Here is a 22178-nt window from a genome sequence, read left to right on the forward strand (position 1 = left end):
TGCTGCACCCTACCTGGGCTGGACTTGCACCAGCCGGATCGCACCAGCTTTCCTGGCGCACCCTTTGCCCACCCTACAGAGCGACGCTGCGGGCTCGAGGATTCACATTTCAAACAGCACTGGACGCGCGCAACCGCTGCTCGCGGCACGAATGCCCGAGTTTTTGTTCGCAGTTCACCCTCTTGAGAATCGGAGGGCGCAGGGAATGCCGGGTGAAGGCCTCACCCATGGCCCGCCTGCTAAAAAAATGCAGGCGGCAGGTACCACAGGCAAAGCCGGTTCAACCGGCATTCCCTGCGCGACAGTCTTAACGTTTATACGCAGTCTGCCTGGTGCGCCGGGCTTGTTGGCCACCATTGCCCGCGCGGCGCGCAAGCGCCGTCACGAACGTAGCACCAGCGTCGGGGTGCCAGCACGCTGCGACTTCACGTCCGCGCCGAGCCGTTCGTCCGCGCATCCAAGGACACGCTGCGGCTCCATCGCGGCCATCGCTCCCCGCCCCGCGTGTCGTGACGATCGCGCGCAACGCCCCTCCGAGTGAGGCGGGATGGCGAGAATAGAGCACGATTTCCGTAAATCGTAAAGAGAAAAATTCGGTTCACCGGAAATTTCGGCGCAGGACGTCAGTTCTGCTGTAGCGGTCCTCGCCCTTGGCTCGAGACATGGGCATGGCCCTCCTGGAACATCCACAGCCCCATGGCCTCGCCCTGCGCCAGAGCGGCGTAGACGTCCGTCAGATTGGCTCGCGCAGGGACATCGACCGAGTAGAGAATACGCTGACCGATGCTCAAGCTGAGGGCCATGCTTTCAAACGAACAGCCGGCATCCTCCAACATCATCCACTGGGAAGACACGCGCCGATCATCGGGTTCAAACAGCACCATGTAGGTGGAGTGCCCGCCACGTTCGACCACGGATCCAAACGTGTGAATCCCCCGCTGATCGCCAGCCGTCGCCTCGACAAGGTCGAGATGATTGATCCCGCGCACGAAGAACGGCGAATTCCTGATCAGGAAAACCTCTCGGCCGTCCGCGCACAACCGCTCTGCCCAAAGCGTTTCGCTGCCATGTCCATGCCAGTCCGACGCGTCCAGATCGAACCGAATCTTGACCAGGCTCCCCAGGGATCCTTCTGACGTCCTGTCTGCCTCGCGCCGCATCCGGTTCACTTCCCTCTCGAAACGGTTACGATAGTTGCGGGAGTTCCGACTGATGTCCAATGCCATCCTCCATGTGCGGGCAAGAATCAGGCTGCTGACCAGCGAGGAAAGCGGCCGGACGCAGCCGGTTCGCGCTGGCTATCGTCCGAACCACAATTTCTTTGGCCCTGACAACAACGACATGACCTTGGGACTCATCGACCTGCCCGACGGTTTCGAATTGCATCCGGGCGAGAGCATCGACACAACCGTCAAGTTCTCGATGTGGCCCGGGCTCGACGGGCAGATCTATCCCGGCCGCGAGTGGCGTATTCAGGAAGGCGCCAAGCTGGTTGGCATGGGGACAGTGATCGAAATCGCGGATCAGCAAGGATCGTCGTAACGGCGGCGAGCCGAGCCGCCCGTCGCGTGCTGTCAACCGTCCCGACAATCGGCGCGTGACGGCGTGCGCCGGCCCGACTCCGGGGCTTGACTGATTGATAACCAAACGGTTATGCATTAACCCATAACCATTGAGTTATGGATCAGATGCCGCCGCGCTCGCCCGATCTGCTGTTCCGCACGCTTGCCGATCCGACCCGGCGGGCGATCTTCGAGGGGCTGTGCCGCCACGGCGAGCAGACCGTCGGCGCGCTCACCGCCAAGGCCGGCGTGTCACAGCCGGCGGTCTCGAAACATCTCGGCCTGCTGAAGCAGGCCGGGCTGGTGCGCGAGCGCCACGAAGGCCGCCTGACGCATTATCGCGCGCAGCCGAAGGCGCTGGCGCCCCTGCTCGACTGGACCAGCCGCATGGCGGCGTTCTGGGAGAGCCGGTTCGACGACTTGGAAACCCTGCTCAACAGGATGGATCAATGACCTCCGCGCCCGAAACCCGCACCGTCATCGTCGAGCGCGAGTTCGCGCATCCGCCCGAAAAACTCTGGCGCGCACTGACGCAGCCGCATCTGATCGCGGAGTGGCTGATGAAGAACGACTTCGTGCCGGAGCTCGATCACCGCTTCAAGCTCGACGCCGATTGGGGTGTGGTGAACTGCCAGGTCATGGCGATCGAGCCCAACAGGACGCTGTCCTACAGCTGGGCCGCGCTCGGACTCGACAGCGTGGTCACCTGGACGCTGACGCCGACCGCTGCCGGCACGCATCTGCGCATGGAGCAGACCGGCTTCGCCGCCGATCAGACCCGCGCCTATCAGGGCGCGCGCTACGGCTGGCCGAAATTCTTCGACGGCCTCGAACAGACGCTGGCCCGGCTCGGCTGAGCCGCATCGACTGCAAACATCATCATGGGAGGAACGGATGAACTGGAGCAACGCGATCAGACAAATGCATCGCTGGGTGTCCATCGCCTTCACGCTCGGCGTGATCGTCAACATCGCGGCGATGTCGCAGACGCAGCCGGCGTTCTGGATCGGCCTGTTGGCGCTGGTTCCGCTGATCGTGCTGCTGGGCACGGGGCTCTACATGTTTGCTCGGCCTTATGCCGCACGATGGCGCAGCGCGCAGATATGAGGTGGGGCTCGGCTCAAACTGCGTTTTTCGTAGAAAATCTGCCCGACGGGTACGGTCAAATGCAATTCTCGTTGAGCAGAACCTCAGGCTTGAGCCCAACGCTGAAGGAAAGGACCTTGCCGTCCTGCGTCTCGAAGACGATGGCGCGCTTGCGATCGCGTCCCTCTGCGATCATCCAATAATGCGGCGGCGGCTCCGGCTCGGTGAACCCGTGGCTGGCGCGGTCGCGTGCGAACTCCTCGGCCTCCTCCGGACTGATGCCGCGGAAGTCGGGCGACAGCTCCTTCCTGACGTGCGGATATCCGCGGCGAACGTCCGCCTCCGTCGCGCCCACGCCGACGCCGTTCGCATCGACGATGGCCGGATCCGGCTTCGCATAGTCGCGGAGAAACACGGTCACGACCACAATCCGTCCATTGACGATGACGTAGGACAGCGCCTTGTCTCTCCCGTCCGTCCGACCAGTGACGTAGCAATCCCTAGCGAACGGCGGCGAGACCGGCCCTAGCTTTGCCTTCAGCGCGCGCTCGGCCTCGGCAACCGTCATGCCGAGATGCACGGGACCCACGCCTTGCCATGAGAACTCGTGCCCATTCACCGCGGGCGATGTGATGAAAATCAGCGCCAATCCTATCACGATGCGCCACATGATCGTCCCCCTTCGAACCTGCACAAAAACTCCTGGCGAAATGCGACGGATTTGCGAGGAGCCACGACCACAAGCCCATCGCTGCCAAGCTAGCGTTGTCGACGGCGACGTCTACCGGAGCGGAAATTCATGTGGGCTGCAATTGGACTTGTCGGCATCCTCGTCGTAGCCTTCCTCAACGTCACCTGCTTCTGCTATCTGCAAGGCCGTTATCTTTCCACCCGTGAGCTGTTCGAGCTGGCGATCGCGGACCGGCTCGATGACATGGCTGATCTCCAGCCAGGCGAGACGCCGGCCTCATATCTGGCCAAACATCCGAACTGCTGCTCGATTCCGGATTTCCAACCGAGCAATTCCGTCGCGAACCTGCTGCTCGGCTACAAGATCCGCTATATCCGCGTGGTGTATCGCATGCGGCCGGACCTCATTGCGGTCTCGCCGAGGGATGGATCCTTTTACGAGGCGTTCGTCGAAATCTCACCCTGCGGACGCGTCTACCACAAGATCGGCATGCGCCAGGCGACAGCGGATTGAAGCCGGCGCCAATCCGGAAGGTGTGCAAAGGCGCGACGCGGCGCGCCCACCATGGAGCTATGAAATCGCTTCGAGACGGTGGGCACGCGCCGCCGGTGGCGGCGCTTTGCCCACCCTACGCGCCCCTACTCCGCCGCCATCTGGCGCGGCGCGGGCGGCGGGTTGGCGAGGTCGGCGGCCAACTGCGCGTAGCGCGCCTTGGCGTCCTGGACGGCCTTGTCCTTGACCGGGCCGTAGCCGCGGATCTTGTCGGGCAGCGACAAGAACTCGGTGGCGATCTCGGCATTGGCCGGCGACAGCAGGCCGAGCACCGTGGCGACGTCCTTCTCGTAGCCGGCGATCAGGTTGCGCTCCATCTTGCGCTCGGCGGAGTAGCCGAAGATGTCGAGCGGTGTGCCGCGCAGACCCTTCAGCTTCGCCAACAGCCGGAACGTCTTCATCATGCTCGCGCCATAGCTCTTCTTCTTCGGCCGGCCCTGCGGGTCGACACCGCTGTTGAAGATCGGCGGCGCCAAATTGAAGGAGATCTTGTAGTCGCCCTCGAAGGCGTCGTGCAGCTGCTTCTCGAAGCTGCCGTCGGAGAACAGCCGGGCGACCTCGTACTCATCCTTGTAGGCGAGCAGTTTGGCGTAGTTGATGGCGACCGCGCGCGGCAGCGCATCGCCATAGCCGCCCTTGTCAGCGGCCTCGCGGACCTGGTCGACCAGCTTGCGGTAGCGCTTGGCGAGCCGGGCATTCTGGTATGCGGTGAGATGCGCCGTGCGATGGGCGATGATCTCGTCCAGTGTCATCGCGTCGAGCGGTTTCGGCGGCACCGTCTCGTCCTGGCCGGTCATCATGCCGGCGACGCGCTCGGGATTGACGACGATGAGACGGCCGAGCCGGAACGCCTCGGTGTTCATCTTGACCGCGACGCCGTTGATCGCGATCGCCTTCTCGATCGCCTCGGCCGACAGCGGCAGCAGCCCCTTCTGATAGGCGTAGCCCATCATCATCATGTTGGTGGCGATGGAATCGCCGAGCAGCGCCTCGGCCGGCTTGGTGAAGTCGAAGAAGCTCGAATCCTTGCGCAGCGCGGTTTCCAGCAGGCTCGTCACCTTGCGGTTCTGGAAGTTGAAGTCGCGGTTGAGCACGAAATCGGCGGTCGGGATCAGATGGCTGTTGATGACGCCATGGGTACGTTCGGAGTCGCACAAGGTGATCGTCTCCTTGGCGCCCGCCACCACCTCGTCGGCGGCGATGACGAGATCGGCGGTGCCGGTGACGATGCGCGAGCAGGTCACGTCCGCGGTGTTCTCCGACAGCCGCACATGGCTCAGCACCGCGCCGCCCTTCTGCGCAAGACCGGACATGTCGAGGATCATCGAGGCCTTGCCCTCGATATGGGCGGCCATGCCGAGCAGCGCGCCGATCGTCAGCACGCCGGTGCCGCCGACGCCGCCGACGGCGACATTGTAGGGCCGGTCCAGCGACGGCTTGGTCAGCGGCTCCGGCATCACGCCGATGTCGCCGAGTTCGGCCGGCGCGCGCGAGCGCGGCTTGCCGCCGTCAATGGTGACGAAGGACGGGCAAAAACCCTTCACGCAGGAATAGTCCTTGTTGCAGGACGACTGGTTGATGACGCGCTTGCGGCCAAGCTCGGTTTCCAGCGGCTCGACCGAGATGCAGTTCGACTGCACCGAGCAGTCGCCGCAGCCCTCGCAGACGGCCGGGTTGATGAAGACGCGGCGCTGCGGATCCTCCATCGTGCCGCGCTTGCGGCGGCGGCGCTTCTCGGCGGCGCAGGTCTGCACGAACACGATGGCGGACGCGCCCTTGATCTGGCGCAGCGTCTTCATGACGTTGTCGAGCTCGTCGCGATGCGCCAGCTTGACGCCGGGCGCGATGCTGTCGGCGGGATAGGCGTCGGGATTTTCCGAGACCAGATAGATCTCGCGGATGCCCTCCGAATGCAGCTGGAAGGTGATCTGCTGCGGCGACAGGTCGCCGTCATGGCGCTGGCCGCCGGTCATGGCGACCGCGTCGTTGTACAGGATCTTGTAGGTAATGTTGGCCTTGGAGGCGACCGCCTGGCGGATCGCGAGGCTGCCGGAATGGAAATAGGTGCCGTCGCCGAGATTGGCGAAGATGTGCTCCTCATTGGTGAACGGCGCGATGCCGACCCACGACACGCCTTCGCCGCCCATATGCGTGAACGTCTCGGTGTTGCGGTTCATCCACAGCGACATGAAGTGACAGCCGATGCCGGCCAGCGCGCGGCTGCCCTCGGGTACCTTGGTCGAGGTGTTGTGCGGACAGCCCGAGCAGAAATACGGCGTGCGCGCCACCGGCGACACCAGCTGCATCTGCGAGGCGTCGCGGCCGTTGAACCAGTCGGCCTTGGCGCGCAGCATCGCCTTGATCTCGGGATTGAGGTCGAGGCGGAGAAGTCGCTCCGTGAGCGAGGTCGCAAGCGAGGCGACCGAGAGTTCGGTGGCGAACGGCAGGAAGCGCTTGTCGTGGTCGTCCATCTTGCCGACGATGCGCGGACGGACATCGTCGCGCCAATTGAAAAGCTCCTGCTTGACCTGGTTCTCGACGATCTCGCGGCGCTCCTCGATGATGAAGATCTCCTCGAGCCCGACCGCGAACTGGCGCACACCTTCCGGCTCCAGCGGCCAGGGCATGCCGATCTTGTAGAGGCGCAAGCCGATCTTGGCGGCGACCTCCTCGGTGATCCCCAGCTCGCGCAGCGCCTGGCGGATATCCTCGTAGCTCTTGCCGGACGCCATGATGCCGTAGCGGGCGTTCGGCGAATCCATCGTGACGCGGTTGACCTTGTTGGCGCGGGCAAACGCGATCGCGGCAAAGCCCTTGTAGTCCTGCAGCCGGCGATCCTGCTCGAAGCGGTCGTCGGGCCAGCGCAGGTTGAGGCCGCCCGGCGGCATCTCGAAATCGGTGGGAATGACGAACGGCGTCATCTCGTCGTTGAGGTTGATCTCGGCTGTCGTCTCGACCGTCTCGGTGATCACCTTCATTCCGACCCAGCAGCCGGAATAGCGCGACATCGCGATGCCGAGCAGACCCATCTCGATCATCTCGTGGATCGACGACGGATAGAGATAGGGCATCAGCGCCGACATGAAGGCGTGGTCGGACTGGTGCGGCACGGTGGAGGATTTGGCGCCGTGGTCGTCGCCGGCGAGGCACAGCACGCCGCCGTTCTTGGCCGAGCCCGCGGCATTGCCGTGGCGGAACACGTCGCCGCAGCGGTCGACGCCGGGACCCTTGCCGTACCAGATGCCGACGACGCCGTCATACTTGCCGCCGGGTGACAGATGCAGCTGCTGCGAGCCCCAGATCGCGGTCGCCGCGAGGTCCTCGTTCACGCCGGGCTGGAACTTGATGTTGTACTGCTCGAGATGCTTGCGCGCCGAGAACAGCTGCTGGTCGTAACCGCCGAGCGGCGAGCCGCGATAGCCGGAGATGAAGCCGGCGGTGTTGAGGCCGGCGGCGCGGTCGCGCCGGATCTGGGCCATCGGCAGCCGCACCAGCGCCTGGATGCCGGTCAGGAAGATATGGCCGGAGCTTGCGGTGTATTTCTGGTCGAGATTGATCTCGCTCTCGTTGATGCCCATTCCGCCCTCTTGCCGTGCTCTTATCGGGGTGTGCGTGCCTCGCCCGATGGCGGAAGCACGCGTTCTGCCAATAATTTATGTCTGGTTTTGAAGATTGCGCATCACAAATCTCGCCTGCGCAGGGCAGCCACCCGAAATCGCAATTTCGTGGCAGCAGCCGGCTCAGGCTTTTGCCGTTTGTGTCGAAAACGGCGCCCGGCGCGCAATGGGATGATGTGCGCCATGGCTCGGCGAGGCGGACGGTCGACGGTGACCGAGTTCGCGGTGTCGCGATTCCGGCTCGCCCCGTATTGTGCAATGCGACAGGCAAACCGGCGTCAGCTCCGCTCCTCGCTGTTGAAGACGAAGCGCGGCATATTCCATTGGTAGCGGATGGCGAGCAGCCGGAACGACAGCCCGGCGGCGAACGTCAGGGCCGTCCACAGTCCGCTGCCGATCCCGAGCGACAGGCCACTCGCATAGATCAGGCCGGTCAGCAGCGACACGCTGGCATAGAGCTCGGCGCGGAACAGCAGCGGCACGTCGTTGCAGAGGATGTCGCGCAGCACGCCGCCGGCGCAGCCCGTGATCATCCCGGCGACGATGACGATGCCGATCGGCACGTTCATCTGCCAGGCGATGTCGCAGCCCGTCATCGTGAACACGACGAGGCCGACGGCATCGAGCACGAGGAAGGCCGTTGTCAGCCTATGCACCAGCCGCGCCATCGCGATCGTCACGAACGGCGCCAGCACCGTGAGCAGCAGCAGGGACGGTTGCTCGACCCAGGCGAGCGGATAGTGGCCGAGCAGCACGTCGCGCAACGTGCCGCCGCCGAGCGCGGTGATCGCCCCCAGCAGGCAGACGCCCATCCAGTCCATGCTGCGGCGTCCCGCGGCCAGCGCGGCCGTCATCGCCTGCGCCGCCAGCGCCACCCACGACAACAGATGCAGCACGCCGTCACCCGGCGGCAGGTTCCACATCGAGAGCTCCAACAGCAGGACCAGAATCGCAATGCGCGCGAGGAACCTTAGCGCGCCGGGCAGCGGATCCGCTGGGGAATTCGCAAGGTTTCGCGGAACAGAGCCGGGCCTGCGCTGGTTGTCGGGTGACAATCGCAAGGAGGATGACATGGCCAACGAACGGCTTCCGAACGAGCGCTACCCTGATGGAATGAACCGCCCCGACATGCCGCCCCGTCCCGACATGACCACACGCCCGGGCATGGCCGGCAGCGACATGACCGGCGCGGGCATGACCGGCTCCGAGTACGAGCGTGCGGCGCGGATGGACAGCCAGCTGCAGCCGGATCCCGAACTCACCGAGGGACGGTCGTCGACCGGCCGCGTCGCGGCCTATGCACTCGGCATCGCCATTCTGCTCGGCGCCGTGTTCTACGGCCTGAACAACATGTCGACACGTAATGATCAGGCCAGCACCACGCCGGCCTCGCAATCGACCTCGACCACCAACGGCAACGGCAACGGCAATACCTCGCCGGGCGTGACCACCGGCGCCGCGGGTGACCGGACGACCCCGCCACCGGCCCCGGCCGGACAGAGCAACAACAACGCCAAGTAGTCACGCCAAGTAGTTCACCGCGATCTCGCGGGACGGCAGCAGCCGTCCACTCCTGGGCGGCAGATGAGCGATCATCTGCCGCTCCTTTTGTTTGTTGATCTTGTTGTTGATCGCGCGATGCGCCTTGCTAATGCGTGGACGACCGACAGGACCATGGAACAATGTCCTCGCTGGCAGATTGGGTCTGCGGCACTTTGACCCGGTCCTATCAGAGGAGACCACACAATGAAGGCTCTCACCCTTGCTCTCGCCGCCGCAGCAGGCACGCTCGTCGTGACGTCAGCTTCGGCTGCCCCGCTTCTTCTTTCGCCCGACGCTTCGGCGCTCCCGCAGCGCGACATCCAGCAGGTCCGAATGGTCTGCAACGAGGATGGCCGTTGCTGGCGCGAGCACCGCGAACGCCGCGTCATCATCGAGGACCGGGACCGCGATTCCTACGCCTATGCGCCGCGCGAGCGCTATATCGAGCGCCGCCACTATGAAGACCGCGGCGGCATCGGCATCCGCGCGCCGGGCGTCAGCGTCGGCATCGGCGTGGACCACGACTAAGCGCAACGATTGCTGATCATGGAAAAGCCGCGGCCCATGCCGCGGCTTTTCCTCGTGCGCAGATCGATCTCAACCGAAGATCTTGTTCAACTCACCGCCGGGATAGCCGCCTGCCAGCTCGGTGAAGGTGCCCTGCTCGGCCATTTCCTTGGCGGCCCGCATGAAGCCGGCCCAGGCCATCCGTGCCAGTGAGCCGCCGACGCTGATGCGGCGTACGCCGAGATCTTCGGCCTGTTTCAGCGACAGACCTGACGCACCGATCAGCAGGTTCACGGGCTTCGGCGCCACCGCTTTGACGACGGCCGTGATCTCCTCGACCGTCTTGATGCCCGGCGCATACAGACAATCCGCGCCAGCCTCCGCATAGGCCACAAGGCGGTCGGTCACGAGCCCGAGGTCGGGCTTGCCCCACAGAAACGCCTCGCAGCGGCCGGTCAGAAGCACGTCGCCACCGCTGGCGTCGATCGCCTGCCGTGCGGCGCGGATGCGCGCCACCGCCAGCTCGCGATCGAACAGCGGATGGTCCTTGTCCCCCGTGGAATCCTCGATCGAGAGACCGGCCAAGCCGGTCGCGACCGCGCGCGTGACGTTGGCGGCAACGCCCTCCGGCGCCTCGGCGAAGCCGCCTTCGAAGTCGGCATTGACGGGAATGTCGACGGCTGCCGACAGCGCCGCGAAATGCGCGAGCATCTCGTCCAGCACCGTGCAGGTGTCCGCCTTGCCGATCGACCACGCGAAGCCGGCGCTGGTCGAGGCGATCGCCTTGAAGCCGAGATGCTGCAGCATCTTCGCGGTGCCGGCGTCGAACGGGTTCGGCAGCACGAAGCAGCCGGCGCCATGCAGCCTGCGGAATGCGGCGCGCTTGTCCGCCGTGGTCACCGTCATGTCATCCTCCCATGCATTTCTCGCCACGCCATCATAGTACCGCTCTCATGGCCCCGCCACGACGTTGCGCAAAAATGTTCGCTCTTCGCCCAGGATGAATTTGTGCTCCTCCGCCAGCGCGAAGTTCGCCGCGCCCTCGGCGTCGCTGCGCAACGTCGCCCGGTAGCGCTCGTAGGCGGCGAGGCTCTCGAACGAGATCAGTCCATAGGCGATGTCGTTGGTCCCTTCGTGGGGCGTGAAATAGCCGATCAGGTCGCCGCCGCAGCGGGGGATGATCGACAGCCAGCGCCGCGCATAGGCTTCGTACAACTCACGCTTGAACGGATCGATGCGGTAGCGGATGAACACGGTGATGGGCATGACAACCTCAAGTATGATACACCGCGTCGACACTATCCGCTTGCCCGGAGAGAATGCTTCGGTTACCATCGAAGTATGAAATCAGGTCCAGACATCGCCATGGTCGCCGCGCTGGTCGGCGATCCCGCCCGTGCCAACATGCTGACCGCGCTGCTCTCGGGCCGCGCGCTGACCGCGACCGAGCTCGCGCAGGAAGCCGGGGTGACACCGCAGACCGCGAGCTCGCATCTCGCCAAGCTCGAGGGCGGCGGCCTGATCGATCCGGAGAAGCAGGGCCGCCACCGCTACTACCGGCTCGCCGATCCCGACGTCGCCGACGTGCTGGAGAAGCTCGCCGGCCTCGCGGCCCGCACCGGCCACATGCGCGTGCGCACCGGGCCGAAGGAGCCGGAGCTGCGGCGCGCCCGCATCTGCTACGACCATCTCGCCGGCGATCTCGGCGTGCAGATGCTCGACAGCATGACGCGGCAGAAACTGGTGCGGCGGCGCAAGCAGGAGATCGTGCTGACCGATGACGGCGAGCGCTTCCTGGCGAAGCACCTGCGGATCTCGACGGAGATGCTGGCTCACCCGCGCCGTCCCGTCTGCAAGGCCTGCCTCGACTGGAGCGCGCGCCGGCACCATCTCGCCGGCACCCTCGGCGCCCAGCTGATGAAGCGCTTCACGGAGCTGAAATGGGCGGCGCGCGATCCGACACCGGGCAGCCGCGTCGTGAATTTCAGCCGCACCGGCGAGAAGCATTTTGCGGCGCTGTTCGGTCCTGACGGCGACTGACGCGGAGCTGGCGGTTACACCTCGCCTACCAATAGTGCCGGCGGTGCCAGCGTCGATGCCAATGGCGGTGATGGTGGCGCCAGCCCCAATGACGGCGACGCCATCCCCAGTGCCGGCGGCGCCAGCCCCAATGGTGACCGCGATGGCGCCAATGCACCTGCTCCGGCGCGAGCCGGTCGGCCTCGTCCTGGGAACTGAGCGCGCGCTCGACCTTCTGATCAGAGACCGGAGGAACCGCATCGTTCAGCGGCACCGGCGAGAGCGGCGCGGCACGCGCCTCGGTTCCACTGAGCACTGCACCAGTGGCGGCGACACAGCCGAGGCCGAATGCCAGCTTCAGGAAATCCCGTCGTTCCATCACACGCCTCCATGCCTGATCGCCAAATCACGGAGCGAGTATTTGGCGGACCACCTGAACGTGAGCTGAACTCACCGGGTGCGTGACGAGCGATACTGCGCGAGACCTTCATCGTCGTCGCTGGCATCAGACGCTATCCGTCGACACTCTGCGCGAGCACGAGGCTCTCCCGCGTGCGCGTGACGTCGGGCCAGTCGCGATTGAAATCCGCAACCAGCCGCTTCATCTCGTCGCCGCCAACGGCGCGCTCCATCGTGGCGACATCGTCGAACTGATACATCGCCTGATGCACCGCGGGATCGACGAGGCTCCAGACGCGCCACGCCTTGCGCACGCCGAAGCTCTTCAGCGCGTCGGGCAGATGGACATCGCGATACCAGCGGTCGAACGCGTCGCGCCTGGCGGGGTCGGGCACGGTGGCGCGGACGACGAAGATGGCTGCGGGCATGGCTGGATCCTCCGGACATTGATGGTCTCGTCACGGAAGCCTAGCTGCAATCGGTCGTTCAGCGGAAGCCCGCCGCGAGCGACACCACCTGCCCGTCGAGCCCGTTGAAGCCGTGATGGCCGCGCGCCTGGCACGGATCGCCCTCTTCGGCGCCGCCGGACAGCCACTTCACGCGGGCGCGGCCGCCCGACCATTTGATGAAGGGATCGACACCCGCCGGCAGAGTGAACTTGCAGGCATCGCTGCTGTGATGAATGACGAGCGTGCGGGGCAACGCCGACGGCGCCCCCAGGATCGACATCACGTTCGAAGAGCTGCCGGACTCCGGGCTGAGAAAGCCCGATGTCAGCACCAGCGCATCCGGCCGCGCACCGCGGGCGATGCCTTCCGCCGCACGCAACGTGCCGCGGCTGGTGCCGATCACCGTTACCGGCCGCTTGATTGAGGCCATGTAGTCCACCGCGGCCTTCAAGTCTGTATTGGTGTCGGCGACCATCACGGCGAGGCCACGGGCCGCATAGGCCTTGCGGGTGCGCACCAGCTGATTGCCGAGCAGGCCGTGAATGTCGCCCTGTTCGCCGACATTGATGGCGCCGTCGCCGCCGGGCAGCAGGATCACGCTGGCGCGCGCCGAGGCCGGCCTGATCAGCGCCACGCGCGAGCCGCCGACCGAGACGGTCTCATCGGCGCTGGCCGCGCCGGCTGCGGCAGCCGACAGCATCATCGCCACGCCAACACGCACGATCGCACGACACGACCACGTCGCCAGTCCGATCATCGCAGCCTCCCCCGCGCCGACTCGCGCGATGCGGGAAGACTACCAGAAATCTACGAGGCCCGGAGTGCCTAGGAGTCCGGGCCTCGTCACCTCGCGACCTCGCGTGAGCGAAGCCGGTCGGTATTCGTCATATTTTATAGCTCGCCCCGGATTGATGGCATTGAGATGGCTCAAGCCGTCAGTAGCAACGCGTGATCGTGACAGTGTGATCGCCGCCGCGACGTCCCGGCACCGTCACGGTCTGCATCGGGCATGTGGTTACATACGGCCGATCGGACGGCACGACATTCGGCGGATAGCGATGCGCCCAGTCCCAGGGCACGTCATAGGTATAGGTGTAGCGCACGTCGGCGGAGGTGCGCTCGGGGATCTGCTGCGGTACCGCCTCACCGGTGCCGCCATAGGCGAACGCGCCAGTGGCAGGCAGATACGCGCGGGGGCCGCGGACGTGGTGATGAGCGAACGGCCGCACGCCCGACGACGAGGACGCAACCTGTCCAGAGCTTGCAGCGACGGGCGCGGCCACCGCGGCCCCGGACCCGGCCGAGGCGGCCCCGGCGGAAAACATCAGCGCGGCCGACGCCGCGTAGGCCAGCAAAGCTGTGGAATTCCGAAACGCCGATATTCTATCAGCCATGATACGCAACCCCTACTCTTCCGACCGACCAGCGATCCGACAAAGGCTAGGCCCGCGGCCTGGTTCCCGCAAACCCATCGTTAAACGTTAGTTAAGACAGAGGCTTAACGCCAGAGCGGAAAACGGCGCAGATTGCCGCGGCCTCACCCGAACCAGACTTTCCGCATCTGCTCGAGGAAATCCGGGGTGAGTGAAAGCCCCGAGGCGTCGCCGAGCACGCTATCGATCCCGCACGACGGGCAGCGCGCGGTCTGCTCGCGGTCGATCCAGTCGACGATGCGGTCGGGATTGAAAATCCGCTGGCAGTAGAAGCAGCCACAAAGACGACTGGCTTCGATCTCGAGGCGATGCCGCATCGAATGGCGATGCGCCAGCTTCAACGGATGGTCGTCGGGGAGTTTGGACATCGGAGAGGCGGCAGCTTCTGCTGCCGCTACGGTTCAAGTCGTGAATCGGGACGATGGCTCGTGCCGTCATCCCGCCCTGTGCGTCACCGCTCACAGCGGCAGATTGTCGTGCTTCTTCGCCGGCATTTCCATCTTCTTGTCGCGCAACATGGCGAGTGCGCGGGCGATGCGGCGGCGGGTGGAGTGCGGCATGATGACGTCGTCGATATAGCCGCGCTCGGCGGCGATGAACGGCGACAGGAAGCGGTCCTCGTACTCCTTGGTGCGCGCGGCGATCTTGTCCGGGTCGGCCATGTCGGCGCGGAAGATGATCTCGACCGCGCCTTTGGCGCCCATCACCGCGATCTGCGCGGTCGGCCAGGCGTAGTTCATGTCGGCGCCGATCTCCTTGGAGGCCATGACGTCGAAGGCGCCGCCATAGGCCTTGCGGGTGATGACCGTGACCAGCGGCACCGTGCACTGCGAGTACGCGAACAGCAGCTTGGCGCCATGCTTGATCAGGCCGCCATATTCCTGCGCGGTGCCCGGCAGGAAACCCGGCACGTCGACGAAGGTGACGATCGGGATGTTGAAGGCGTCGCAGAAGCGGACGAAGCGCGCGGCTTTCCGCGAGGCGTCGCTGTCGAGCACGCCGGCCAGCACCATCGGCTGATTGGCGACGAAGCCGACGGTGCGCCCGGCAATGCGGCCGAAGCCCGTCACGATGTTCTTGGCAAAGAGGTCAGCGATCTCGAAGAAGTCGCCCTCGTCGACGACCTTCAGGATCAGCTCCTTCATGTCGTAGGGCTTGTTCGGATTGTCCGGGATCAGCGTATCGAGCGACATGTCGACGCGCTCGATGTCGTCGAAGCTCGGCCATTCCGGCACGCCGTCCGAATTGTTCGACGGCAGGAAGTCGATCAGGCGGCGCATCTGCAGCAAGGTCTCGACGTCGTTGTCGAACGCGCCGTCGGCGATCGAGGAGCGCGTCGCGTGCACGGAGGCGCCGCCGAGCTCTTCCGCCGTCACGACCTCGTTGGTGACGGTCTTCACGACGTCAGGTCCGGTCACGAACATGTAGCTGGTGTTCTTCACCATGAAGATGAAGTCGGTCATGGCCGGCGAATACACGTCGCCGCCCGCGCACGGGCCCATGATGACCGAGATCTGCGGGATCACGCCTGACGCCAGCACGTTGCGGCGGAAGACATAGGAATAGCCCGCGAGCGCCGCGACGCCCTCCTGGATGCGGGCGCCACCGGCATCATAGAGGCCGATGATGGGGCTACGCGCCTTCATCGCCATGTCCTGCAGCTTGGTGATCTTCAGCGCGTGGGTCTCGGACAGCGAGCCGCCGAACACGGTGAAATCCTTGGCGAAGACGAAGGTCTTGCGGCCATTGACGGTGCCCCAGCCGGTGACGACGCCGTCGCCGGGGACCTTGCTCTTCTCCATCCCGAACTCGGTCGAGCGGTGCTCGACGAACATGTCGAACTCCTCGAACGAGCCCTTGTCGAGCAGGAGCTCGATGCGCTCGCGCGCCGTCAGCTTGCCGCGCGCATGCTGCGCCTCGATGCGCTTCTCGCCGCCGCCGAGCCGCGCGCCCGCGCGCCGCTTTTCGAGGGTGTCCAGGATGTCCTTCATGCGCGTCCCGCCCGTTGCCGATCTCGTGAGTATTGGCGGCCTTCTATCACGGCTTTTTCGGACCCGGAAAGCCGCTTTCGGCGCCCGCCGGACATCCTCCCACAGTTCGGAATTGGAAGCAGGATCATGGCCATGGAGGTCGATGCCGGGCGGACGCGGCGCTTGCCGGCGCCGCATCCGGCGCGATCCAAGGCGGCCCTGGCCTGCTGCTTCCGCACGAAGGGCTGCGGCTGGCCGCGGGCGCGGCTGCATGTCAAGCCGATGAGGGTGGATCGGGGTGGCCGTTCGCGGCGCCGCCAGGCTCGGATCGGTTAGATCTTTCGCCCGGCAACGCCCGTGGCGCAGCCGAAAAAGTACTTGGAGAACGTCACCTCCAGCCCCTGCTCCCGCAACATGGCCGCCAGCGCCGAAGCGTCGCCGAAATTGGTGCTGTAGGTCCCGATCATCGCGAAGTCCTGGGCGCCGCGCAGGAACGTCCGCTCGATCAGCGGCAGGATGGTCTTGAGGTGAAGCAGATAGAGCGGCCGCAGCCACCAGCCTTTGGGGTCCGAGGCCTCGATCATGGAGAACACGCCGCCGGGCTTGAGCACGCGGGCGATCAAGGCCGCCAGCCGCGCATGCTGCGCGGGGTTGAACGTCTTCAGGCCAAACGTCGAGATGACGAAATCAGCGCTGTCCGGCGGCAGGTCGCTCGCCAGCAGATCGTCCTCGATGAACTCGATACGATGGGCGCGGTGAGCGTGCAGCCGCGCCATGGCGCGGCGGTGCATGCCGGAGGAGATGTCGACGGCAGTGATCGCCTTGATGCCGCCGAAGCGCTTCAACAGATGCGGCCAGACCTCGCCGGTGCCGGCCATCAGATCATAGCCGCGCGCATCGTCGGTCAACGGCGCCGGCAGCGCCTCGACGCATTGCCGGCGCCAGCGCTCGGTGAAGCCGAACGAGCAGATCAGGCTGAAGGTGATGTAGCGATCGGAGCAGCGGTCGAAGACGCCTTTGACGAAGTCCGGATCGTAGATGTCGGCCATGCTCTGCCTACGCTGCTGTCGTCCCGGACCAGCGCAGACGCGCGGCGGAGCGCCGATCCCCGGACAATGTAGCGAAAGCCCTGGCGGCTTGTCTGCAACACACCACGATTTGTGGTTATGGCTTCCGGCCACTGATGATGTCGTGAGAGCCGGGCCAAACACTCTGCTGTCATCCCGGCCTTGAGCCGGGACCCATAACCACCGAAGCCGGAAATGAAGCGAGCTGAAGCTCAGCTGGACTTCAACAACAGGCGGCACGGCCTATGGGTTCCGGCGTTCGCCGGGACGACATCAGAATACGACGGCTGACGACTGCCCGCACGCCTGCGCTTCTCGCTTCACCGCCGCGGCATTGCGATCTGAGACGCGCAGGAGTTGCGCGTCTCAGCGGTCTGGAGGCTCACGCCTCAATGCGCCGCTGACGGCAGTTGCTCCTTCGCGGCGGGGGTGACCGCGGTCTTGTCGCGGGTGAAGAAGCGGATCACCATCACGAAGAACACCGGCACCCAGAACACGGCGAGGAAGGTCGCGGTGATCATGCCGCCGAGCACGCCGGTGCCGAGCGCCTGCTGGCTCGCGCCGCTCGCGCCGGTCGCGATCACCAGCGGCACGACGCCGAGGATGAAGGCCAGCGAGGTCATGATGATCGGCCGGAAGCGGAGCTCGCAGGCCGTCACCGTGGCCTCGATCAGCGGCGTGCCGCGGGCCCACAGGTCCTTGGCGAACTCGATGATCAGGATGGCGTTCTTGGCCGACAGGCCGATGATGGTGATGACGCCCACCGTGAAGTAGACATCGTTCGGCAGGCCGCGCAGCCAGGCCGCGGCGACCGAGCCGATCAGGCCGAGCGGCACCGCCAGCATGACGGCGAACGGAATCGCCCAGCTTTCATACAGCGCGGCGAGGCACAGGAAGACGAACAGGATCGACAGGCCGAGCAGGAACGCGGCCTGCGATCCCGCCAGCTTCTCCTGCAGCGACTGCCCGGTCCAGGCATAGCCGAACCCCTTCGGCAAGGTGCCCATCAGCCGCTCCATCTCGGCGATCGCGTCGCCCGAGGTGTAGCCGGGCTTCGGGTTGCCGGTGATGCGCACCGAAGGGTAGCCGTCGAAACCGACCACTTGCGTGGGCCCGACCGACCAGGCGATGCGCGCGAACGACGAGAACGGCACCATCTCGCCGGCATTATTGCGGACGCTGTAAGTCAGCAGATGCTCCGGCTTGGTCCGCTTGTCGTCGTTGGCTTGCACGACGACGCGCTGCATGCGGCCGAGGTTCAGGAAGTCGTTGATGTAGTTCGAGCCGAGGCTGGTCGACAGCGCACCATTGATCGCCGCGAAGGTCACGCCGAGCGCGGCGGCCTTGGCGCGGTCGATCTCGAGCCGGACCAGCGGCGCCGGCGGCAGCCCCTCGACGCTGAGCTTGCCGAGCACCGGCGAGGCCGCAGCGGCCGCGAACAGCTGGTCCTTGGCCGCCATCAGCGCGTCATAGCCACGCTGAGAGCGGTCCTGCAGGCGGAAGCTGAAACCCGAGGTGTTGCCGAGATTGTCGATCGGCGGCGGCGCCAACACCGACACCTCGGCATCCCTGATCTTCGCCAGCTCCGGATTGAGACGCGCGATCAAGGCATCCGCACTCTCGTTGCGGCCGCGCTCCGACCAGTCCTTCAAGGTGACGAAGGCCTGCGCCGTGTTCGAGCCCTGTCCGTAGAAGCTGAAGCCGGCGATGAACGATACCGTATCGATGCCGGGCGTCTCGGCGAGCTTCTTCTCGACCGTCTTGATCACGTCGAGCGTGCGGTTGGTGCTGGCGTCGGGCGGCGTCAGCACGTCGACCATCACGAAGCCCTGGTCGTCGACCGGCAGGAAGCCGCCGGGCAGGCGCCACAGCGAATAGCCGAGCCCCGCCAGCAGCAGCACGTAGATGATCATGAACCGGCCGCCGCGCGCGACGACCCAGCGCGTCGCCGCGCTGTAGCGGCTCGTCACCCGCCCGAACCAGCCGTTGAACCAGCCGTTGAACCAGCCGAAGAAGCCGCCCTTGGCATGGCCATGGCCCTTCTCGATCGGCTTCAGCAGGGTCGCGCACAAGGCCGGCGTCAGGGACAGCGCCAGGAAGGCGGAGAAGCCGATCGACACCACCATCGAGGCGGAGAACTGCTGATACATGATGCCGACCGAGCCGGGGAAGAAGGCCATCGGCACGAACACCGCCATCAGCACCAGCGTGATGCCGATGACCGCGCCGGTGATCTGCTCCATCGCCTTCACCGTGGCGTCGCGCGGCGACAGCCCCTCCTCCGCCATGATGCGCTCGACGTTTTCGACCACGACGATGGCGTCGTCGACCAGGATGCCGATCGCGAGCACCATGCCGAACATGGTCAGCACGTTGATGGAGAAGCCGAGGCTGAGCAGCACGGCACAGGTGCCGAGCAGCGCGATCGGCACCACGATGGTCGGGATCAGCGTGTAGCGGATGTTCTGCAGGAACAGTAACATCACCAGGAACACCAGCACGACCGCTTCGCCCAAGGTCATCAGCACCTTCTTGACCGAGGCGGCGATGACCGGGGTGATGTCGTAGGACACCTCGTATTTGACGCCCGGCGGGAAGAAGCCCGCGAGCTCGGCCATCCGCGTCTTGACCGCCTTGGCGGTGGCGAGCGCATTGCCGGTCGGCGCCAGCTGCACGGCGACCGCGGCCGCCGGCTTGCCGTCGAGCCAGGACGAGAACGCGTAGGTCAAGCCGCCGACCTCGATCTTCGCCACGTCGGACAGCTTCACCGTCGAGCCGTTGAGATTGGCGCGCAGCACGATGTTGCCGAACTCCTCCGGCGATTCCAGCTGGCCCTTGACCAGCACCATGTTCTGGGTGCGCTGGGTCGACGGCGACGGCGGCACGCCGAGAATGCCGGAGGCGACCTGCGAATTCTGCGCCGCGATCGCGGCGTCGACATCCTGCGCCGTCAGGCCAAGCCCGAGCAGCTTGTCGGGATCGAGCCAGATGCGCATCGCGCGCTCGGTCGCGAACAGGCGCGCGCGGCCGACGCCCGGCAGGCGGCGCAGCTCTGGCAGCACGTAGCGCGTGGCGACGTCGCCGAGGCCGATCTCGTCGAGACTGCCGTCGGTCGAGGTCAGCGTGACGAATTGCAGGATGGCGCTCGAGGCCTCGAGAATGACGACGCCCTGCTTGCGCACGGCTTCAGGCAGGCGCGGCTCGATGCGCTTGATGCGGTTCTGCACGTCGACGGCCGCCAGCTCGATGTCCGTGCCGGGCTTGAACTGGGCGATGATCTCGACCTCGCCCGTGGTGTCGCTGGTCGATTCGTAGTTCAAGATGCCGGAGGCGCCGTTCAGCTCCTCCTCGATCAGGCGCGTGACGCTGTAATAGAGGTTCTCGGTCGACGCGCCCGGATAGGACGTCGAGATCGAGATCGAGGGCGGCGCGATGATCGGGTATTGCGCGACGGGCAGGAACGGAATCGCCAGAATGCCGCCGAGACAGATGAAGATCGCCACGACCCAGGCAAAGATCGGACGTGCGATGAAGAAGCGTGACATGGACGTGCTCTCCGAACCGTGGGCCGCGTTCAGTTCGAAGCGGACGTCTTTTCGGCGCCGGGCGCCTTCCACGGCACCGGCGTGACCGCACTGCCCGGGCCGAACTTCTGGAAGCCGTCGACCACGATCTGCCAGCCCGGCTTGAGACCGTCCTCGACCAGCATGCCGCCATTCAGCGCGCGCCCGAGCCGCACCGGCTGCAGGTTCGCGCGCCCCTCATTGTTGACGACGTAGACGGCGCTGCCGCCGGCCGTCGTGCGCTGCACGGCCTGGCTGGGCACGACGAGGCCCGCGGCATCGATCGCCTCCTCGATCTGCACGCGGACATACATGCCCGGAAGCAGCTCGCCCTCCGGATTGGGAAACTCGCCGCGCAAGGTCACCTTCGCGGTGCTCGGATCGACGCTGACATCAGAGAACAAGAGCCGGCCGGGATGCTTGTACATCGAGCCGTCATCGAACAGCAGCCGGACGCGCGCCGCCTCGCGCGACACGCTCTTGAGACGACCTTCGGCCAGATCGCGCCGCAGCTGATTCAACTCGTCCACGGACTGGGTGAAGTCGGCATAGACGGGGTCGAGCTGCTGGATGGTGGCCAGATGTGTCGTCTCGTTGGGATTGACCAGCGCGCCCTCCGTCACCAGTGCGCGGCCGATGCGGCCCGAGATCGGCGCCCGCACCGTGGCCCAGTCGAGATTGAGCTGCGCCTGCGCGACCGCCGCCTTCTGAGCCGCGACGTCCGCCTGCGCCTGGCGCTCCGCGGCGACGGCCAGCTCATATTGCGCCTGGGTGGTGGCCTCGCCCTTCAAGAGATTCTTCAGACGATCCTCCTGGCGGTCCGCCTGATAGAGCACGGCCTCGGCCTTGGCGAGCGCCGCTCGCGCTTTCTCGAGCTCGACCTCGAACGGCGCCGGATCGATGCGGTAGAGCACCGCGCCGGCTTCGACCATGCCGCCCTGCTGAAAGCTGCGCTCGATCACGATGCCGCTGACGCGCGGCCGCACCTCCGCGATGCGCATCGAGGTGATCCGCCCCGGCAGATCCTTGGTCAACGTCACCGGCGCGGAGACCAGACTGACGACACCGACCTCGGGAGCATTGGACGCATGCGGCGCCGCCGCGCCGCCTTGGTCGCTGCAAGCCGCAAGCGTGATGACGGAGACAACGCAGAACATCGCACCAACGGATCGGATCAACTGCTCTCTCAACATGAGGCCCATCTGATGACGTCACCCGGCGCGCTTAACTTCCTGACGGCCGCTCGACCAACCGGATCGATGAGTCCGGTCGTCTCGACTTACAGGTCGTCGCTCACAAACTTGGCGCGCCGTATGCCACGGTCGCGAGCTGACGAACTTTCGTGCGGCGGTTACATAGGTGACGCTGCAGCTTGCGACCAGCTACTTTCCTCAACAAAGACACACCTGCGACAACAAGGCCATGTTGTTCGGCCAACGTCGGGGCGACCCTGCGCGTTTTGTCGCGCCTCGAAAGTACTTACATGACATCGCAACGACCGAACGACGGGGCATCGCTTCCGGATCAGTGACAACGCCAAGACCGCTCGCTATTTTGTCGCAGGCATGAAGTCGTCGCGGGACCGGCAGCAAAGGTATCTTCCGAAACGATGTCGTGGCCGGCCTTGCAGCCGCCGACAAGCAACGCATCGAACGTCGGTCGAGCCGGTCACCGATCGTTTACGATCCCGTGCATTCGGTGCCATCACACCAGTCGCAAAC

General features: G+C 65.5%; 23 protein-coding genes. 8 read left to right on the top strand and 15 right to left on the bottom strand.

Annotation, left to right across the window (positions count from 1 at the left end; all coding sequences use genetic code 11):
* Positions 1-623: 623 nt before the first annotated feature.
* Entirely contained in the window at positions 624-1220 is a 597-nt protein-coding gene (locus tag ACQR07_RS18825) for a DUF4265 domain-containing protein (protein ID WP_434903718.1), read from the bottom strand.
* Here ACQR07_RS18825 and ACQR07_RS18830 point away from each other — a divergent pair.
* The 4 genes from ACQR07_RS18830 to ACQR07_RS18845 all read left to right on the top strand — a co-directional run bounded on the left by ACQR07_RS18830 (position 1213) and on the right by ACQR07_RS18845 (position 2669).
* The gene (locus ACQR07_RS18830) at positions 1213-1542 is read left to right on the top strand and encodes a hypothetical protein (protein WP_434903719.1); all 330 of its coding nucleotides are present in this window, start codon (positions 1213-1215) and stop codon (positions 1540-1542) included. The two genes, ACQR07_RS18825 and ACQR07_RS18830, sit on opposite strands and share 8 nt — an antisense overlap.
* Positions 1543-1688: 146 nt before the next feature.
* On the top strand, positions 1689-2015 hold the full coding sequence (locus tag ACQR07_RS18835) for an ArsR/SmtB family transcription factor (protein WP_434903720.1): 327 nt from the start codon (positions 1689-1691) through the stop codon (positions 2013-2015).
* Positions 2012-2419: an SRPBCC family protein gene (locus ACQR07_RS18840; RefSeq protein WP_434864569.1), complete on the top strand. Its 408-nt coding sequence runs from the start codon at positions 2012-2014 to the stop codon at positions 2417-2419. Before ACQR07_RS18835 ends, ACQR07_RS18840 begins: the two co-directional genes overlap by 4 nt.
* 37 nt (positions 2420-2456) lie before the next feature.
* A complete protein-coding gene (locus ACQR07_RS18845; RefSeq protein ID WP_434903721.1) occupies positions 2457-2669 on the top strand; it encodes a hypothetical protein in 213 nt (70 codons plus the stop codon).
* A gap of 55 nt (positions 2670-2724) precedes the next feature.
* On the opposite strand, the gene ACQR07_RS18850 is transcribed toward ACQR07_RS18845, so the two are convergent.
* Positions 2725-3318, bottom strand: coding sequence for a hypothetical protein (locus ACQR07_RS18850; RefSeq protein WP_434903722.1), 594 nt, complete (start codon positions 3316-3318; stop codon positions 2725-2727).
* A gap of 129 nt (positions 3319-3447) precedes the next feature.
* Here ACQR07_RS18850 and ACQR07_RS18855 point away from each other — a divergent pair, with 129 nt between their 5' ends.
* On the top strand, positions 3448-3852 hold the full coding sequence (locus ACQR07_RS18855; protein ID WP_434903723.1) for a hypothetical protein: 405 nt from the start codon (positions 3448-3450) through the stop codon (positions 3850-3852).
* 125 nt (positions 3853-3977) lie between these two features.
* Here ACQR07_RS18855 and ACQR07_RS18860 read toward each other — a convergent pair whose 3' ends face one another.
* Both ACQR07_RS18860 and ACQR07_RS18865 read right to left on the bottom strand, forming a co-directional pair.
* Positions 3978-7469 (bottom strand): indolepyruvate ferredoxin oxidoreductase family protein, encoded by a 3492-nt coding sequence (locus ACQR07_RS18860; protein ID WP_434903724.1) that lies wholly within the window; start codon positions 7467-7469, stop codon positions 3978-3980.
* 317 nt (positions 7470-7786) lie between these two features.
* Positions 7787-8431 (bottom strand): trimeric intracellular cation channel family protein, encoded by a 645-nt coding sequence (locus ACQR07_RS18865; RefSeq protein WP_434903725.1) that lies wholly within the window; start codon positions 8429-8431, stop codon positions 7787-7789.
* A 148-nt stretch (positions 8432-8579) separates the two neighbouring features.
* On the opposite strand from ACQR07_RS18865, the gene ACQR07_RS18870 reads away from it, so the two are divergent.
* Positions 8580-9029, top strand: coding sequence for a hypothetical protein (locus tag ACQR07_RS18870; protein ID WP_434903726.1), 450 nt, complete (start codon positions 8580-8582; stop codon positions 9027-9029).
* A gap of 225 nt (positions 9030-9254) precedes the next feature.
* Positions 9255-9578 carry a hypothetical protein gene (locus ACQR07_RS18875; RefSeq protein WP_434903727.1) on the top strand — a complete coding sequence of 108 codons (324 nt, stop codon included), beginning with the start codon at positions 9255-9257 and terminating at the stop codon, positions 9576-9578.
* Positions 9579-9647: 69 nt separating this feature from the next.
* Here the strand turns inward: ACQR07_RS18875 and ACQR07_RS18880 are convergent, their stop codons facing one another.
* Positions 9648-10463, bottom strand: coding sequence for an isocitrate lyase/PEP mutase family protein (locus tag ACQR07_RS18880; protein WP_434903728.1), 816 nt, complete (start codon positions 10461-10463; stop codon positions 9648-9650).
* A gap of 45 nt (positions 10464-10508) precedes the next feature.
* Complete coding sequence (locus ACQR07_RS18885) at positions 10509-10823, bottom strand: NIPSNAP family protein (RefSeq protein WP_434903729.1); 315 nt, start codon at positions 10821-10823, stop codon at positions 10509-10511.
* A 75-nt stretch (positions 10824-10898) separates the two neighbouring features.
* On the opposite strand from ACQR07_RS18885, the gene ACQR07_RS18890 reads away from it, so the two are divergent.
* The gene (locus tag ACQR07_RS18890) at positions 10899-11597 is read left to right on the top strand and encodes an ArsR/SmtB family transcription factor (RefSeq protein ID WP_434903730.1); all 699 of its coding nucleotides are present in this window, start codon (positions 10899-10901) and stop codon (positions 11595-11597) included.
* Positions 11598-11622: 25 nt separating this feature from the next.
* On the opposite strand, the gene ACQR07_RS18895 is transcribed toward ACQR07_RS18890, so the two are convergent.
* From ACQR07_RS18895 to ACQR07_RS18935, 9 genes are all read right to left on the bottom strand, one after another.
* Complete coding sequence (locus ACQR07_RS18895) at positions 11623-11955, bottom strand: twin-arginine translocation signal domain-containing protein (RefSeq protein WP_434903731.1); 333 nt, start codon at positions 11953-11955, stop codon at positions 11623-11625.
* A gap of 133 nt (positions 11956-12088) precedes the next feature.
* The gene (locus ACQR07_RS18900) at positions 12089-12403 is read right to left on the bottom strand and encodes a hypothetical protein (protein ID WP_434903732.1); all 315 of its coding nucleotides are present in this window, start codon (positions 12401-12403) and stop codon (positions 12089-12091) included.
* A 58-nt stretch (positions 12404-12461) separates the two neighbouring features.
* Positions 12462-13181: an alpha/beta hydrolase gene (locus tag ACQR07_RS18905; protein ID WP_434903733.1), complete on the bottom strand. Its 720-nt coding sequence runs from the start codon at positions 13179-13181 to the stop codon at positions 12462-12464.
* A 178-nt stretch (positions 13182-13359) separates the two neighbouring features.
* Complete coding sequence (locus ACQR07_RS18910) at positions 13360-13818, bottom strand: hypothetical protein (protein ID WP_434903734.1); 459 nt, start codon at positions 13816-13818, stop codon at positions 13360-13362.
* Between the two features lie 143 nt (positions 13819-13961).
* Positions 13962-14198 (bottom strand): cytoplasmic protein, encoded by a 237-nt coding sequence (locus tag ACQR07_RS18915; protein WP_434903735.1) that lies wholly within the window; start codon positions 14196-14198, stop codon positions 13962-13964.
* Positions 14199-14315: 117 nt separating this feature from the next.
* Positions 14316-15848 (bottom strand): acyl-CoA carboxylase subunit beta, encoded by a 1533-nt coding sequence (locus ACQR07_RS18920; protein WP_434903736.1) that lies wholly within the window; start codon positions 15846-15848, stop codon positions 14316-14318.
* A gap of 311 nt (positions 15849-16159) precedes the next feature.
* Entirely contained in the window at positions 16160-16876 is a 717-nt protein-coding gene (locus tag ACQR07_RS18925) for a class I SAM-dependent methyltransferase (RefSeq protein ID WP_434903737.1), read from the bottom strand.
* 407 nt (positions 16877-17283) lie between these two features.
* A complete protein-coding gene (locus ACQR07_RS18930; protein WP_434903738.1) occupies positions 17284-20439 on the bottom strand; it encodes a multidrug efflux RND transporter permease subunit in 3156 nt (1051 codons plus the stop codon).
* 29 nt (positions 20440-20468) lie between these two features.
* The gene (locus tag ACQR07_RS18935; protein WP_434903739.1) at positions 20469-21650 is read right to left on the bottom strand and encodes an efflux RND transporter periplasmic adaptor subunit; all 1182 of its coding nucleotides are present in this window, start codon (positions 21648-21650) and stop codon (positions 20469-20471) included.
* Positions 21651-22178 lie beyond the last annotated feature (528 nt).

This window comes from Bradyrhizobium sp. HKCCYLS20291, from assembly GCF_051167715.1.
Classification (GTDB): domain Bacteria; phylum Pseudomonadota; class Alphaproteobacteria; order Rhizobiales; family Xanthobacteraceae; genus Bradyrhizobium.